At 64.6% G+C, this 13,818-nt stretch carries 13 protein-coding genes; 9 read left to right on the plus strand and 4 right to left on the minus strand.

The features are described from left to right. Positions 1 to 2: 2 nt before the first annotated feature. Together gorA and ISS97_RS21785 are read right to left on the minus strand one after the other, a co-directional pair. Complete coding sequence (gene gorA, locus ISS97_RS21780; protein WP_379984079.1) at positions 3 to 1,349, minus strand: glutathione-disulfide reductase; 1,347 nt, start codon at positions 1,347 to 1,349, stop codon at positions 3 to 5. A gap of 358 nt (positions 1,350 to 1,707) precedes the next feature. Continuing rightward, positions 1,708 to 2,967: an NAD(P)/FAD-dependent oxidoreductase gene (locus ISS97_RS21785; protein ID WP_379984078.1), complete on the minus strand. Its 1,260-nt coding sequence runs from the start codon at positions 2,965 to 2,967 to the stop codon at positions 1,708 to 1,710. 66 nt (positions 2,968 to 3,033) lie between these two features. Between ISS97_RS21785 and ISS97_RS21790 the strand changes: the two genes are divergently transcribed. The 7 genes from ISS97_RS21790 to ISS97_RS21820 all read left to right on the plus strand — a co-directional run bounded on the left by ISS97_RS21790 (position 3,034) and on the right by ISS97_RS21820 (position 9,122). Further along, positions 3,034 to 4,350, plus strand: coding sequence for a hypothetical protein (locus ISS97_RS21790; RefSeq protein ID WP_379984077.1), 1,317 nt, complete (start codon positions 3,034 to 3,036; stop codon positions 4,348 to 4,350). Between the two features lie 54 nt (positions 4,351 to 4,404). Next, entirely contained in the window at positions 4,405 to 5,742 is a 1,338-nt protein-coding gene (locus ISS97_RS21795; protein WP_379984075.1) for a hypothetical protein, read from the plus strand. Positions 5,743 to 5,865: 123 nt separating this feature from the next. Next, positions 5,866 to 6,252 (plus strand): BlaI/MecI/CopY family transcriptional regulator, encoded by a 387-nt coding sequence (locus ISS97_RS21800; RefSeq protein WP_379984074.1) that lies wholly within the window; start codon positions 5,866 to 5,868, stop codon positions 6,250 to 6,252. Between the two features lies 1 nt (position 6,253). Then, a complete protein-coding gene (locus tag ISS97_RS21805; RefSeq protein ID WP_379984073.1) occupies positions 6,254 to 7,480 on the plus strand; it encodes a TonB family protein in 1,227 nt (408 codons plus the stop codon). Positions 7,481 to 7,541: 61 nt separating this feature from the next. Continuing rightward, positions 7,542 to 8,117 carry a C40 family peptidase gene (locus ISS97_RS21810; protein ID WP_379984072.1) on the plus strand — a complete coding sequence of 192 codons (576 nt, stop codon included), beginning with the start codon at positions 7,542 to 7,544 and terminating at the stop codon, positions 8,115 to 8,117. 99 nt (positions 8,118 to 8,216) lie between these two features. Next, entirely contained in the window at positions 8,217 to 8,669 is a 453-nt protein-coding gene (locus tag ISS97_RS21815; protein WP_379984070.1) for a MarR family winged helix-turn-helix transcriptional regulator, read from the plus strand. A 24-nt stretch (positions 8,670 to 8,693) separates the two neighbouring features. Then, positions 8,694 to 9,122 (plus strand): organic hydroperoxide resistance protein, encoded by a 429-nt coding sequence (locus ISS97_RS21820; protein ID WP_379984069.1) that lies wholly within the window; start codon positions 8,694 to 8,696, stop codon positions 9,120 to 9,122. 127 nt (positions 9,123 to 9,249) lie between these two features. Here ISS97_RS21820 and ISS97_RS21825 read toward each other — a convergent pair whose 3' ends face one another. Both ISS97_RS21825 and ISS97_RS21830 read right to left on the minus strand, forming a co-directional pair. After that, positions 9,250 to 9,735 carry an FKBP-type peptidyl-prolyl cis-trans isomerase gene (locus tag ISS97_RS21825; RefSeq protein WP_379984067.1) on the minus strand — a complete coding sequence of 162 codons (486 nt, stop codon included), beginning with the start codon at positions 9,733 to 9,735 and terminating at the stop codon, positions 9,250 to 9,252. 52 nt (positions 9,736 to 9,787) lie between these two features. Continuing rightward, positions 9,788 to 11,023, minus strand: coding sequence for an MFS transporter (locus tag ISS97_RS21830; RefSeq protein ID WP_379984066.1), 1,236 nt, complete (start codon positions 11,021 to 11,023; stop codon positions 9,788 to 9,790). A 149-nt stretch (positions 11,024 to 11,172) separates the two neighbouring features. Between ISS97_RS21830 and ISS97_RS21835 the strand changes: the two genes are divergently transcribed. After that, positions 11,173 to 11,829, plus strand: coding sequence for a class I SAM-dependent methyltransferase (locus ISS97_RS21835; protein WP_379984065.1), 657 nt, complete (start codon positions 11,173 to 11,175; stop codon positions 11,827 to 11,829). Positions 11,830 to 11,959: 130 nt separating this feature from the next. Next, positions 11,960 to 13,273 carry a DEAD/DEAH box helicase gene (locus tag ISS97_RS21840; RefSeq protein WP_379984064.1) on the plus strand — a complete coding sequence of 438 codons (1,314 nt, stop codon included), beginning with the start codon at positions 11,960 to 11,962 and terminating at the stop codon, positions 13,271 to 13,273. The last annotated feature ends 545 nt before the right edge of the window (positions 13,274 to 13,818 follow it).

Genomic DNA, 13,818 nt, shown 5'->3' on the forward strand with positions numbered 1-13,818 from the left:
CGCTACGACATCAGCACCAGCTCTTCGGCGGAACTCGGATGGATGGCGACAGTGGCATCGAGGTCGCGTTTGTGCAGCCCCATCTTCAATGCCACGGCGAAGCCCTGCAGCATCTCGTCCGCACCCGGCCCCAGGATATGGATGCCGACCACGCGCTGATCTTCGCCTACACACACAAGCTTCATGAAGCTCTTGCCGTGATGGCCGGCGAGCGCCCATTGCATCGGCGTGAAACGGCTGCGATGGATCTGCACTTGCTCACCGTATTGCTCGCGCGCCTGCGCCTCGGTCAGGCCGACCCCGGCGAGCGGCGGCTCGGAGAACACCACGCTGGGCACGTTGCCGTAGTCCAAGCGTGCATCGGGTTCGCCGCCAAACCAGCGATCCGCCAGGCGCCGCCCCGCCGCCACCGCTACCGGCGTCAGCGCGAGACGACCGGTGACATCGCCCAGCGCAGCGATACCCGGCACGTTGGTGTTTTGCCACGCATCAGTCAGCACATGCCCCTTTGCGTCGAGCTGGACGCCCGCGGCATCGAGATCCAGCCGCTCGGTATTCGGCACGCGGCCCAGGGCCCACAGCACGGCATCGTAAGGACCGGTGTCGCCGTGCGTCTCGTCTTCCAGCACGATGGCATCATCGACACGGCGCGCGGCGCGAATGCGCGACGGACACATCACGCGGATGCCCTGCCCCCGCATCTGCTCCTCCAGCGCCGTCACCTGCTCCTCATCGAATGACCGCAACAGGCGCTCGCGCACATGCAGGCAGACCTCACTGCCCAGCGCCCTGAGCAAGCCGGCGAACTCGACCGCGATATAGCCCGCACCCACCACGGCGATGCGCCTCGGCAACTCGCGCAGGGAAAACATGTCGTCGGAAACTACCCCCAGCTCGAAACCGGGGATATCCAGCCGCTGTGGCCGCGCGCCGGTGGCGATCACGATCTGCGGAGCGCGCAGTTCCGCGCCACTGGTCGTGGCGATGGTGTCAGCCGCGACGAAACGCCCGGCCTCGCGCAACAACTGCACGCCCGCTTCAGCCAGGCGCGTTTCGTAACGTTGCTTGATGCCATCGATATAACCGAGCCGGCGCAGACGAAAGTGTTCCCAATCCAACGGCCCGTGCACGCCGGTGAAACCATAGGCTTCGGCGAGTGACTGGGCCTGCGCGAGCTGCGCCGCGAACCACAGCGCCTTCTTCGGCACGCAGCCGACATTGACGCAGGTGCCGCCCAATGGGCCGGGATCAAGCAAGGCCACGCGTGCACCGTGCCTGGCTGCGCGGAACGACGCGGCAAGTCCACCCGAGCCTGCGCCCAGCACGATCAGATCGAAAGTCTCAGCCATCAGCACAACTTCTCCAAGGGAACCGACACGCTAAAGGCCGTGGCTTTAAGAGCGTGTCAAAGGCCGGCCAGGGACCCTCTGATCGATTCCACGCAGGCGGCATGATATCCAGCAAGGGCGCTACCGCTACCGCGTGGCGAAGCGCCTGACTGGCCGTCAGGTCGAGCCGCGCGGTAGCGGTAGCGCCCTTGCTGGATATCACCCTGTCATTAAATTTCATAGGTGAGGGCCATGGCTGTTTGCGCGCAGCTCACCGCCACGCTGCCTCAACAGACGGCCAGTCTGCCATCGGCAGCGCAACGGCGATCTGCGCGCAAACAGCCATGGTGACGCCTGCGTGGAATCGATCAGAGGGCCCCTAAAGCCGGAACCGTGCAGGTGCATAGGGCGAAGGGTCGATCTTCGGTGCATGTCCGCTCGCCAGCGCGGCCACCAACTCACCCGTGGCGGCGGACATGCTGACGCCGAGCATGCCGTGCGCGGTGGCCAGCAACAAGTTCGACCAGCGCGTGCTCTGCCCAATGATGGGCACCTCGTCCACGCTCATCGGTCGCCACCCCCACCACTCTTCCAACAGCTCGGGGCCTTCGGGTTCGTGCAGTGCCGCGGCGGCACCACGGCGCAATGCATCCAGGCGGGCGCGATTGAGGCCTTCGGCGTAGCCGGAGAACTCCATCGTGCTGCCCAACCGGTAACCACTGCCCCAAGTGGTGACGCACACCGCCGCCTCGCGCAACACCAGAGCCTGCTTCGGCGCGCGCACAGGCCGGGTATAGGTGAGCGAATAGCCCTTGCCGGGCTGCATCGGCAGACGCAAGTCCAGCATGCGCCCGAGCAGCGGTGACCAAGCGCCAAGCGCCATCACCACCCGCTCGCCATGAAAGACACCGCGCGTAGTGCGCACATGCGAGACGCGACCATCCTTGGTACCAAACTGGTCGATCCGCGCGCCGCATTCGATCACGCCACCCAGTTCGCGCACGCGACGCGCCAGCTCGGCCGCATAGCGATCCGGACGCAGCTGGGCATCGCCCGGATGAAACAGGCCGCCGGCCACTCCCGGCTTCAGGGCGGGCTCGGCCGCTTCCACTTCATCGCCGCGCAGGCGCCGCACCTCGACGCCAAGGCGGTCGAGTACCTGGGCGTGATGGCGTTCATCCGCCGCCAACATGGCCGGCGTGCGGTAGACATACAGCTCGCCCGGGTTGACGAATTCGCAGTCCAGTCCGTCGCTACGCACCAGCGATTCCAGCAGGCCACGCGAGTGCTGCAGGATCGCCGAGCGTGCGATCGCGGCCCGCTCGAAGTCGCGCCAATTGCAGCGGCGCGCGAAGCCCAGCAGCCAGCGCAGGCGTTCCAGATCGGGCCGGGGATTCAAGTAGAGCGGCGCATCGCCGCGGAACATCGAGCGCAGCGCCACCCCCAGCATCCCCGGCATGGCCAGCGGCGCGGCATGACTGGGCGTAATCGTGCCGCAGTTCCCATGCGAACTGCCGCAACCCGGCGTACCCTGCTCCAGCACCCGGACCGAGGCACCGGACTTCAACAGGTAATAGGCACTGGCGAGGCCGATGACACCGCCGCCAAGAACAAGTACATCACTGCGCGAAGCATCCATCAGGTTATTGTAGCCACGCCGAAGGTCCCTCCCGTCTTTTGCCCTCATCCCCAAGGGTACTAAGTCATGGAAATCGCCGATGCTGTATCCGCTGTACGTTTTCGCGCCCTGACCCATGGCGCCTTGCTGCCGTGGCTGCTCTTATCGTGTCTGTTGTTGCCTTGCCAGGTCATGGCTGCGGAGCAGGCGGGCGCATCCACCGCGCAGCCCGCGCCTCGCGATTTTTTCAGCGACATGCAGCCGCTCAAGAACGACCTGCAGCGCCAACGCTATCTCTCTGATGTGCTCATGCGCCTTCCACTGGAGCAGCGTCTGATCGCACAGCAACTGCTTGCCACGGTCGAGAACGAGCTTGGCCTGTACGACGAGGCCGTGCGCGACTTCCCTTTCGACAACCGCGTCCCGTTCAAAGGCGATCTGCCGCAGCCGGGCGAATGGCAAGCCGACGATGCCGTGGAAGCCATCACCAAACTGGCCACCGACCGGCACATCGTGATGATCAACGAGGCGCATCACGATGCCCACACGCGAGCCCTCACCCTCGCCTTGCTGCCGCGTCTGCGCGCGGAGGGCTTCACCCACTTTGCCGCGGAAGCCCTGAGCGATAGCGACGCCGGCCTGATGCAGCGCGGCTACCCTGTCGTCGCCAGCGGCACCGAATATCTGCACGAGCCGCTGTACGGAGAAATCGTGCGGCAGGCGATCAAGCTCGGCTTCGTGGTGGTGCCTTACGAATCCGAAGTGGGCGACCTGGCCGAACGCGAAGCCGGCCAGGCGCGGCAGCTCTACCGCAAAGTGTTCCAGGCCGATCCCAAGGCGCGCCTGTTCGTGCATGCCGGCTACGCGCACATCGACAAGGTGGTGGGCAATCTGGGCGGCAAAGTGCAGCCCATGGCGATGCTGCTCAAACGCCTCAGCGGCTTCGATCCGCTGACGATCGACCAGACCCGGTGGCGCGATATCGGCTCCGACGTCGGCAGCGCCAACTACCGGCAACTGATCGCCCTTTATCAGCCACAGGGTCCGGTGGTACTGCGGCGGCGAACCGACGGCACGCCATGGAGCTCGGACCCCGCCGCGCATGATCTCGACGTGCTGCTGCCTCCCGTCGGCCACCAGCGCCGCCCGCGCTGGCTCTCACTCGACGGCCTGCGCACATCACACCTGATCACCACCGACCTCTGCGCCAAGCACATCCCTTGCGTCGTCGAGGCCCGCTACGCCGAGGAAAGCGACGATGCCATCCCGGCCGACCGCTACACCTTCCTCAACGTGGACAGTATGAACAGCCTCTTCCTCTACCCCGGCGCCTACCACCTGCGCAGCTGGGATGCCGACGGCCGCACGCTGATCCAGCGCAACATCACCGTGCCCAAGCCATAAGTTTCTTGCTGCGCCGCGTTTGCGCTAGGTTCTGTTTCATTCCAGGGGGAATACATGCTCACTGCCAGACGTGCCGCAACCATCCTGTGCATGGCCGCACTCGCGCTCGCCACCGCCGGCCATGCCCGCGGCGTCGATCCATCCACGCAAGAACTGTTCAAGGCCATACGGCCACTAACGGATGACCTTGCCCGCTATCACTACCTCACAGGCGCCATGCGCAAGCTGCCGCCCGATGACCGCATGGTGGCGCGACAGCTCCTGGCCACCACCGAGAACGAATTGGGCATGTATGCCGAAGCGCTGGCCGAGTTCCCTATCGACAGCCGCAAGGTCTACACCGGGCCACTGCCGCAACCAGGCGAATGGCAGGCGGTAGATGCCGCCGAAGCCATCGCGCGGCTGGCCGCCGAACGGCGCGTGGTAATGGTCAACGAAGCCCATCACGATGCGCACACGCGACAACTCACCCTGGCCTTGCTGCCTCGTCTGCGCGCACTCGGCTTTACTCATTTTGCACTGGAGGCATTGGGCGATCGCGACGGCACACTCGCCACGCGCGGCTATCCCACCTGGACCAGCGGCAGCGAATACCTGCACGAGCCCCTGTTCGGCGAGATCGTGCGCAAGGCCATCGCGCTCGGCTTCGTTATCGTGCCCTACGACGCCGACAGCGACACGGCCCAGGGACGCGAAAGCGGTCAGGCCAAGAATCTCTATCAACGCGTACTCGCCGCACATCCCGGAGCCCGGCTGTTCGTGCATGCCGGCTACGCGCACATCGACAAAACCAAGGGCCGGCTGGGCGATGCGTCACCCATGGCGGCGCAACTGAAGGAACTGAGCGGCATCGAACCGCTATCCATCGACCAGACCCAGTTCCGCGAAGCTAATCCGCGTCTGCCGCTATTTGCCTACGATCAGATCGTCGCCGCATTCCAGCCCATCCAGCCGATCGTGCTGCTTCATCGCGGCGACGATCGCGCCTGGAGCTCGGAACCCGTGCTGCACGATGTCAGCGTGATCCTGCCACCAGACAAAAACGCCGCCGACCTCGGCAAGGAGCAACCGAGCTGGTACACGCTCGACGGTCAGGCCGTCGCCGCCAAATCATCGGCCAGCAACGGCGTACGCCCCGACTGGCTCTCACTGCAGGGACAGCGCCTTCCCATGCCGATCAACACCACGATGTGCGGCGGCACGCTGCCATGTGTGGTCGAGGCCTATTACCAACACGAACCGTACGAAGCGGTGGCCGCCGATCGCTATGCCTTTCTGCAGCCCGACATCAAGAGCGCGCTCTATCTGTTTCCCGGCACCTACCGGCTGCGCGCGAAGAATGCCGACGGCAAGACGCTGAGCGAGCAAACGGTCTCTGTCATCGCGCGCTGATCGCCCAACGCTCAGCCACTACCGCGCTCGCAACACTCGCTCCACTAGGCGCTTGCGCCAAATAAATTACAGATGTAGTCTTCAAATGAACTACAGACGTAATCTAATGCAGTGGAGTCACTCATGCCCCAGGACATCGCCCCCATCAGCGAGGCCGAAAGCCACGTAATGGACGTGCTTTGGCAACGCGCGCCACAGTCTTCGGAAGACATCGTCGCCGCACTGCTCAGGCCCACGGGTTGGCATGAGAAAACTATCCGCACCCTGATCAACCGCCTGCTGGGCAAGGGCGCCATCCGCGCGGAGCGGGATGGACGGCGTTACCTGTATTCCCCGGTGCTGACCCGCGAGGACTGGCAAAAGCAGGAAAGCCGCAGCCTGCTGGATCGCGTGTTCGGCGGGCGCGTAGCGCCCTTGCTCGCTCACTTCAGCCGCCACGAAAAACTCTCGGCGAGCGATATCGCCGAGTTGCGCAAACTGGTCGACACCATCGAGAAGAAGGGGCGCTGATATGCACCTGCCGCTCCTGCCCTTGCTGGCAAGTGTGACTGCTGGACTGCTGCTGACGTTATGCCTGCGCCGGCTCGCGCGACATCTGTTCGGCGCCACCTCAGCTTTCACGCTCTGGCTGTGCCCGCTGCTTTTTGGCGCCGCCGTATGGTTGCCTGCGTGGCCGGAGAAGATGGCATGGATACCGCCGGTCGTGGTGCAGCCTGCGCTGGCTACGCTGTCGATGCATGGTGGATCCGCACCCACAACGTTTCATTGGCTGATCGCTTTATGGATCGCCGGTAGTGGCGCCATGCTGCTGCGCCTTGTCGTGCATTACCTGCAACTGCGCCGCCAGACACAGACGTTGCCGATGGCGATGCATGACGCCTTGCGCGACAGCCTCGGCGGACTGGCTCATCGACAACTGCGGCTTCATCCCGCCGGCCCTTCCGTGCTGTGGGCGCCGCGCCCCCTGCTGTTGCTGCCGTCCGATTTCCTGCAACGCCACGACGAGGCGGAGCGCGCGCTGGTGCTGCAGCATGAACTGGCGCACCTATCTCGCGGGGACGCCTGGTGGAGTCTGTTGGCGGAGTTGGTGTTTGCCTTGCTGTGGTTCCACCCGCTGGCCTGGTTCGCACTGCCGCGCTTCCGGCTGGATCAGGAACTGGCTTGCGATGAGGTTGTACTGCGCGCCAGCCCAACCTCGCGCGTCCGTTACGCCCAAACCCTGTTGCACAGCATCGGCATGGATGGAATGCCGGTGATCACTCCCTGGCTCGCCGAGCCACAACTGAAGGAGCGTCTCGTCATGATCCAACGTCCCTGCCCCGGTTTCGCGCGCCGCCATGCCGGCCACCTGCTGTTGCTTGCGCTGATGGCTACCTCTGCGATGGGTGCCCAGGCCGCCTCACCGGCTGCCGCGAGCAAACCCGCCTCGGCCAACATGGCCTACAACGTCGGACATCAGCCGACTTACCCGGCGGACGCGATCAAGAACAAGGAAGAAGGGATGGTGATGCTGGAAGTGCTGGTCGGCACCGACGGCAAGGCGCTCAAGGTCCGCAATCTGGCGAACGCCAATACCACCCACTCTGCTTCGCTGATCCAGGCAGCCGTCGACACCGCCCAGGGGTGGCGCTTTATTCCGGCCGAGAAGAACGGCAAACCGGTCCAGATCTGGGCCAGGGTCCCGGTGCAGTTCAACCTGGCGCCACTGCATGACGGCAGAGTTTCGACTAAATCCTGAAGACTTCAATACAACTCATTGATTTGATAACCTCGGCGCCAACTTGTGCCGAGGTTGTCAAATGCGCTTGGGTTCCGCCGCCAGCACCGCTCCCCAGCCGACATCGCCGCACGCCCTGCGCATCGTCCTGCTCGGGGTCGCACTGCTCTTGCTGGCGGCCTGCTCCAGCGCGCCGCGCCGGCCCCAACCGACATACAAAGACTCCCGCTCTTCTCTGGCCGGCTTGCCTGCGCGGGCACCGTCGGAAGCCAGCACCGGCACCGCCAATGACGTGCTGTTCCGCGCCATCGCCCTGGTCGGCACGCCTTATCGCTGGGGCGGCAATACGCCGGACGGTGGCTTCGATTGCAGCGGGCTGGTGGATTACATCTACCGCCAGGCGGCCGGGCTGCAGCTGCCCCGCACCTCACGCGAGATGTCGGCGATGGACGGGCGTAAGGTCAACCAGATGACCGAACTGGCCAGTGGTGACCTGGTGTTCTTCGGTAACCGCGGCGGCATCAGCCATGTGGGCGTGTATGTGGGCAAAGGCCGCTTTGTGCATGCGCCGAACAGCGGCGGCACCGTGCGGCTGGATGACATCGACGGGCCGTACTGGAAGGATCATTTCGCTTACGGCAAGCGCCTGCTGGACTAACCCACCCCGCCCCCTCCCAGCGTTCAAAAACCTACGCCTATCGCATCGATTGGAAATTTCAATTGTACACAATTTAATTTTGCACTCATGATAGGCGCCATGAAACGCACCTCGCTCCCCTCGCTGCTACTCGATCAACAGCTCTGCTTCGCGCTGTATGCGGCCTCGCGCTCGATGACCGCCGCCTACCGTCCGCAGTTGGAATCGCTGGGGCTCACCTACCCGCAATACCTGACCATGCTGGTGCTGTGGGAGCAGGACGGCCTGACCGTGCGCGAACTCGGCGTACGCCTGCAACTGGACTCCGGCACGCTGACACCGCTGCTGAAGCGGCTGCAGCAGGCCAACCTGGTCAGCCGGCAGCGCCGCCTCAGCGATGAACGCGAAGTGGAAATTTGCCTGACCGCCGAAGGCCAAGCGCTGCGCGAACCCGCAAAGGCCGTGCCGGCATGCATGGCAGCACGGTTGTGCCTCAGCAGCGAAGACATGCAACGCCTGCGCGACGAACTCAAACAACTGGCCGCGCAGTTATCTCAGCCCACCCAAACCTGACTCCCCAACCAAGGACATCCGCACATGAGCGTCAACAAGATCCTCTACACCGCCACTGCCACCGCCAAGGGCGGCCGCGAAGGCCATATCCACAGCAGCGACGGCGTGCTCGATTTCGACCTGAAGGTGCCGAAGGAACTCGGCGGCCCGGGCGGCGCCGGCAGCAATCCGGAACAGCTGTTCGCCGCCGGCTACGCAGCCTGCTTCGAAGGCGCCGTGCGCTACGTCGCCCGCGAGAAGAAGGTGGCGCTGAAGGAAGCGTCGGTCACCGCCGATGTGGGTATCGGTCCGCGCGAACCGACCGGCTTCGGCATCGCCGTGCAGTTGGAAGTGAGCCTGCCCGGTATCGATCGCGCAGTCGCACAGGAGCTGGTGGATGTGGCGCATCGGGACATCTGCCCGTACTCGCATGCCACCCGCGGCAATGTGGATGTGCAGATCACGCTGGTCTGAATATTGTAGGAGCCCACCCTGTGGGCGACCTGGGTAACACTACGTAGGTGTTTCGCGCACAGGGTGCGCTCCTACAGAAAAAACGGCGCCCATGAGGCGCCGTTTTTCTTCGAGCGAATAAGCGCTGTCAGTGCGCTTCGGCACCCGGCGGATGGGCGTGGCCGTGCTGGATCTCTTCCTCGGTACCATCACGCACTTCGTTGATGGTCACGTCGAAAGTTAGCGCCTTGCCGGCCATCGGGTGGTTCATATCCACGTCCACCGTGGTCATGCCGACCTTGTGCACCACCACTGCGCGGTGGCCGCCTTCCTTCAGCGCCAACACCGTGGTCATGCCCGGCTTGAGCTTGGCGGCCTGCTGGAAGTACTTCTTCGGGACGCGCTGGATCATGCCTTCCTGACGCTCGCCATAGCCTTCGGCCGGCGCCACTTCCACTTGCAGATTCTCGCCAGCGCCGTGGTCATCCAGCGCCTTCTCCAGACCGGGGATCAGCTGGCCATGGCCCAGCAGCACCCACAGCGGCTCGTTGCGATCGAGCGAGCTCTCTACCTTCTCGCCGTCCACCGTAAGGGTGTAGTGCAGCGAGATGACCTTGTCCTTGCCAGCCTTCATTGCCTGTCTCGTGATGTGTGCAAAGCGGCGATTCTACCAGCTTCGCCGCCACTCACCCGGCCCGCTTTCCGCCGAAGCCCACACCTCGCGCCTCCGGGCCGAGCCACACCAGCAGGGCCAGAACCAGGGCGATGCCGGCAATCCAGGTGCTCATGGCGAAGGCCAGGTCGCCGCCGTGCCAGGAGGCGATCTGGTTCTGCGCGTTGGCTGTATACGCGGCCAACAGGTTGCCCAACTGGTAAGCCACGCCCGGCAGGGTGCCGCGCACCGCGTCCGGCGACAGCTCGTTCAAGTGCGTCGGGACCACGCCCCACGCGCCCTGCACCATCACCTGGATCAGGAATGCGCCAACCGCGAGCCACAGCATGGAGCCGCCGTACATCCATAACGGAATCACCGGAATCGCCAGCAACGCCGCCGTGATCATCGCCCGGCGCCGCCCGATGCGTTCGGACAAAGCGCCGAAGAACAGGCCACCCACCATCGCGCCCAGGTTGAGCATCGCCACCAGCAGGAACGCCGCGCCCGAGCCGCTGGGCAGATGCAGGTTCACTTCCTCGAAGGTGTGATACAGGTCCTGCGAGCCATGGCTGAACATGTTGAACGCGGCCATCAGCAGCGTGAGGTAGAACGCCAGCTTCCAGTGACCGCGCATTTCCTCGAACAGGCCGCGCTTCTTGCGCTCTTCCTTGCCGGCCTGCCACACCGGTGACTCCGGCACGCTGCGGCGGATGTAGAGCACCAGCAACGCCGGTGCCGCCCCGACGATGAACAGACCGCGCCAGCCGATGTGGTCCACCAGCAACCAGTTCACCAGCGCGCCGAGAAAGAAGCCGCAGGGATAGCCGCTCTGCAGCAGGCCCGATACCAGGCCGCGCGCCTTGGGCGGAATCGACTCCATCGCCAGCGACGCACCCAGCCCCCATTCGCCGCCCATCGCCACGCCGAACAGAAAGCGCAGCACCAGAAACACGCTGAGCGAAGGCGCGAATGCCGTCGCCAGTTCGAACACTGAAAACAGAATCACATCCAGCATCAGGATCGGCCGCCGACCGTAACGGTCAGCCAGACGTCCAAACAGCAACGCGCCAAGCGGCCGCGCCGCCAAGGTGAGGAACAGGCCGTAGATCACGTCAGCCTTGTCCGCACCGAACTCTTTCGACACAGCCACGATCACGAAGGTGAGCAGGAAGTAGTCGAACGCATCCAGGGTCCAGCCCAGAAAGCTCGCCAGCACAGTGTGGCGCTGGGTGGCATCGAGTTCCCGCAAAGGCGCAAGCAGTGACATCGGAAGGCTCCGCATGGCTGGCAGCAAGGGGCACACGAGACACCATCGAACGCTGATGCGCAAGGGCTCATTCGTGTGACATCCATGCGTGTGGCAACCGCATGCCGCGAGCGCTACGCTGCGGATGGAACCCGCATGCACCGAGGATGATGGAACACCTCTCCCGCCAACGCATCGCCGACCTCTACGACGGCTACATCCAGCGCAGCTATGTGCGCGGCAAGCTCGCCTCCGATCCGGTGTATGCCGCTACCGCCGAAGCCATCAACGGCAGTGCGCTGCCCTTGCTCGACATCGGCTGCGGCATCGGCCTGCTCGGCCTCTATCTGCACACCCAGGGCGCGCTGCCGCAGTATCTGGGCCTGGACCACGACGAGCGAAAGATCGAGGCCGGCATGATCGCAGTGCGCCGCGCCGGGCTCGAGCAGGTGATGGAGCTGCGCCAGGCCGACGCCGAAGCGATGCCACCCATCCAAGGGCATGTGGCCCTGCTCGACATGCTGCATTACCTGTCACGCGACGCACAGCAGTCGCTGCTCGCGCGCAGCGTGCAACACCTGGCGCCGAACGGCGTGTTGGTGATCCGCAGCGTGCTGCGCGACTCGAGCTGGCGTTTCCACGCAACCCGCGCCGAAGAAGTATGGCTGCGCCTGAGCAGACGCATCCGCGGTGGCGCGCAGCACTTCCCCTGTGCCGAAGAACTGCGCAAACCGCTGGAAGCCGCCGGCCTGACCGTCACCACTGCTCCCTTGTTCGGGTTTACGCCGTTCAACAGCTATTTGATGGTCGCGCGGTGGCGCAGCTGAACCGTTCTGGCCGGCTTTCGCAGGGAAGCCCTTATTTAAGCTATACTTGCCGGCGCGGCACCTGCCGCCCCTCCCCTACTGAACACTGCAACGCGGTTCGAACACGCTCCGGGTTGCCCTAGGAGCTTCCATGTCTTTCGAATCGCTGGGCCTCGCGCCCGCGTTGTTGCGTGCGCTTGCCGAACAAGGCTACGCCAATCCCACTCCCATCCAGGCCGGCGCCATTCCGCTGGTGCTGGAAGGCCACGACCTGCTGGCTGCCGCGCAAACCGGCACCGGCAAGACCGCTGCCTTCGCCCTGCCGCTGCTGCAAAAGCTTTCCACCGGCCGCGAGACCCAGACGCGCCGTCCGCGCGCACTGGTGCTCACCCCGACGCGCGAGCTGGCCGCCCAGGTCAACGAAAATCTGCGCGACTACGGCAAACACATCCGTGTAAGCACCACCACCATCTTCGGCGGTGTCAGCATGGGCCCGCAGATGCAGGCACTGCGTCGCGGCGTGGACATCGTCATCGCCACGCCGGGCCGCCTGATCGACCACATGCAGCAGCGTTCGGTGGATCTCTCCGGCGTGGAAGTGCTGGTGCTGGACGAAGCCGACCGCATGCTCGACATGGGCTTCCTGCCCGCGCTCAAGCGCATCCTCAGCGCGCTGCCGCGCCAGCGTCAGACCCTGCTGTTCTCCGCCACCTTCGCGCCGCCGATCAAGGCGCTGGCCATGCAGTTCATGCATGAGCCGCGCGAAGTCTCGGTGACACCGCCGAACAGCGTGGCGACCACGGTGAGCCATCACGTGCATCCGGTGGACGCGACAAACAAGCGCGACTTGCTGCTGCACGTGCTGTCGCAGGACAGCCGCCGCCAGACGCTGGTGTTCAGCCGTACCAAGCACGGCGCCGACAAGCTGGTGCGCTTTCTGGAAACCGGCGGCCTGCGCGCTGCCGCCATCCATGGCAACAAGAGCCAGAACGCCCGCACGCGTGCGCTGAGCGATTTCAAGAGCGGCCGCATCACCGTGCTGGTCGCCACGGACATCGCCGCGCGCGGCATCGACATCGACCAGCTGCCCATCGTGATCAACTTCGATCTGCCGATGGTCGCTGAGGACTACGTGCACCGCATCGGCCGCACCGGCCGCGCCGGCGCCGAAGGTCTCGCCGTATCGCTGGTCAGCCATGAAGAATCCGGCCTGCTGCGCGACATCCGTCGCCTGCTCAAGCAGGAGATCGCGATCACCGAAGTGGAAGGGTTCGCGCCCTCGCATCCGCTTCGCCTCGACGCCAGCGCCCCTCGCCCGGTCCAGGGCCAGCGCCAGCCCCGCCAGGGACGTCCGCCGTCGCATCGCCCACATGGCCATGCGCAACAGCAAGGCAATACCGAGCGCGCCAGCGAAGGCAACCGCAAGCGCCGTCCGCGCCGCCGCAATCCTGCCGCCAAGGCCTGAGGTCATGATGATCGGCTAGATCCCTTGGCCTAGCCGATCCAACAAATACCGCGCACACCGTCACCTGCGGATCACGAGTCGCCTCCCCTCAAGGAGCGCTTCCATGCAAACGGTGTTTCGCTGGTCGTCGATCGTTCTACGCGTCGCCTTCGGCGCGCTGCTCGCCCTCTCCGGACTCAACGACCTCTTCCACTTCCGGCAACCGCCAGCACCCACGACCCCACAGTCGCAGATCTTTCATGCAAGGTCTGCTGGGCAGCGGCTACCTGATCCCGCTGCAAAACACGGCCGCCGGGCAGTAGTGAGATCAGACCCCAAAGATAACCATCCCAACGCCTGACACTGGAAGAAGCGCAGCTACAAAGCGCACCGCCCGCTCTCAGGCCATTTCTCTTTGGTTACTTTCTCTTTGGGCCAGTGTATGGACCGGACACATGGGTAACAAACGTGCCAGGACATAGGTAACAGTTTAGTCGGCCTCGCGCAGGTCGATACTGGCAAGGCAGTGGTGGGCGAAGAAGAGGTCGTAGATGCCGTCTTGGTCA

Origin of the sequence: Dyella koreensis, assembly GCF_044904565.1 — a bacterium.
Taxonomy (GTDB): Bacteria; Pseudomonadota; Gammaproteobacteria; order Xanthomonadales; family Rhodanobacteraceae; genus Dyella_D; species Dyella_D koreensis.

What these genes read in the sequence shown, in the direction of transcription:
- gorA (WP_379984079.1), bottom strand. Translation starts at nt 1,349, where the DNA reads ATGGCTGAGACTTTCGATCTGATCGTGCTGGGCGCAGGCTCGGGTGGA.
- ISS97_RS21785 (WP_379984078.1), bottom strand. Translation starts at nt 2,967, where the DNA reads ATGGATGCTTCGCGCAGTGATGTACTTGTTCTTGGCGGCGGTGTCATC.
- ISS97_RS21790 (WP_379984077.1), top strand. Translation starts at nt 3,034, where the DNA reads ATGGAAATCGCCGATGCTGTATCCGCTGTACGTTTTCGCGCCCTGACC.
- ISS97_RS21795 (WP_379984075.1), top strand. Translation starts at nt 4,405, where the DNA reads ATGCTCACTGCCAGACGTGCCGCAACCATCCTGTGCATGGCCGCACTC.
- ISS97_RS21800 (WP_379984074.1), top strand. Translation starts at nt 5,866, where the DNA reads ATGCCCCAGGACATCGCCCCCATCAGCGAGGCCGAAAGCCACGTAATG.
- ISS97_RS21805 (WP_379984073.1), top strand. Translation starts at nt 6,254, where the DNA reads ATGCACCTGCCGCTCCTGCCCTTGCTGGCAAGTGTGACTGCTGGACTG.
- ISS97_RS21810 (WP_379984072.1), top strand. Translation starts at nt 7,542, where the DNA reads ATGCGCTTGGGTTCCGCCGCCAGCACCGCTCCCCAGCCGACATCGCCG.
- ISS97_RS21815 (WP_379984070.1), top strand. Translation starts at nt 8,217, where the DNA reads ATGAAACGCACCTCGCTCCCCTCGCTGCTACTCGATCAACAGCTCTGC.
- ISS97_RS21820 (WP_379984069.1), top strand. Translation starts at nt 8,694, where the DNA reads ATGAGCGTCAACAAGATCCTCTACACCGCCACTGCCACCGCCAAGGGC.
- ISS97_RS21825 (WP_379984067.1), bottom strand. Translation starts at nt 9,735, where the DNA reads ATGAAGGCTGGCAAGGACAAGGTCATCTCGCTGCACTACACCCTTACG.
- ISS97_RS21830 (WP_379984066.1), bottom strand. Translation starts at nt 11,023, where the DNA reads ATGTCACTGCTTGCGCCTTTGCGGGAACTCGATGCCACCCAGCGCCAC.
- ISS97_RS21835 (WP_379984065.1), top strand. Translation starts at nt 11,173, where the DNA reads ATGGAACACCTCTCCCGCCAACGCATCGCCGACCTCTACGACGGCTAC.
- ISS97_RS21840 (WP_379984064.1), top strand. Translation starts at nt 11,960, where the DNA reads ATGTCTTTCGAATCGCTGGGCCTCGCGCCCGCGTTGTTGCGTGCGCTT.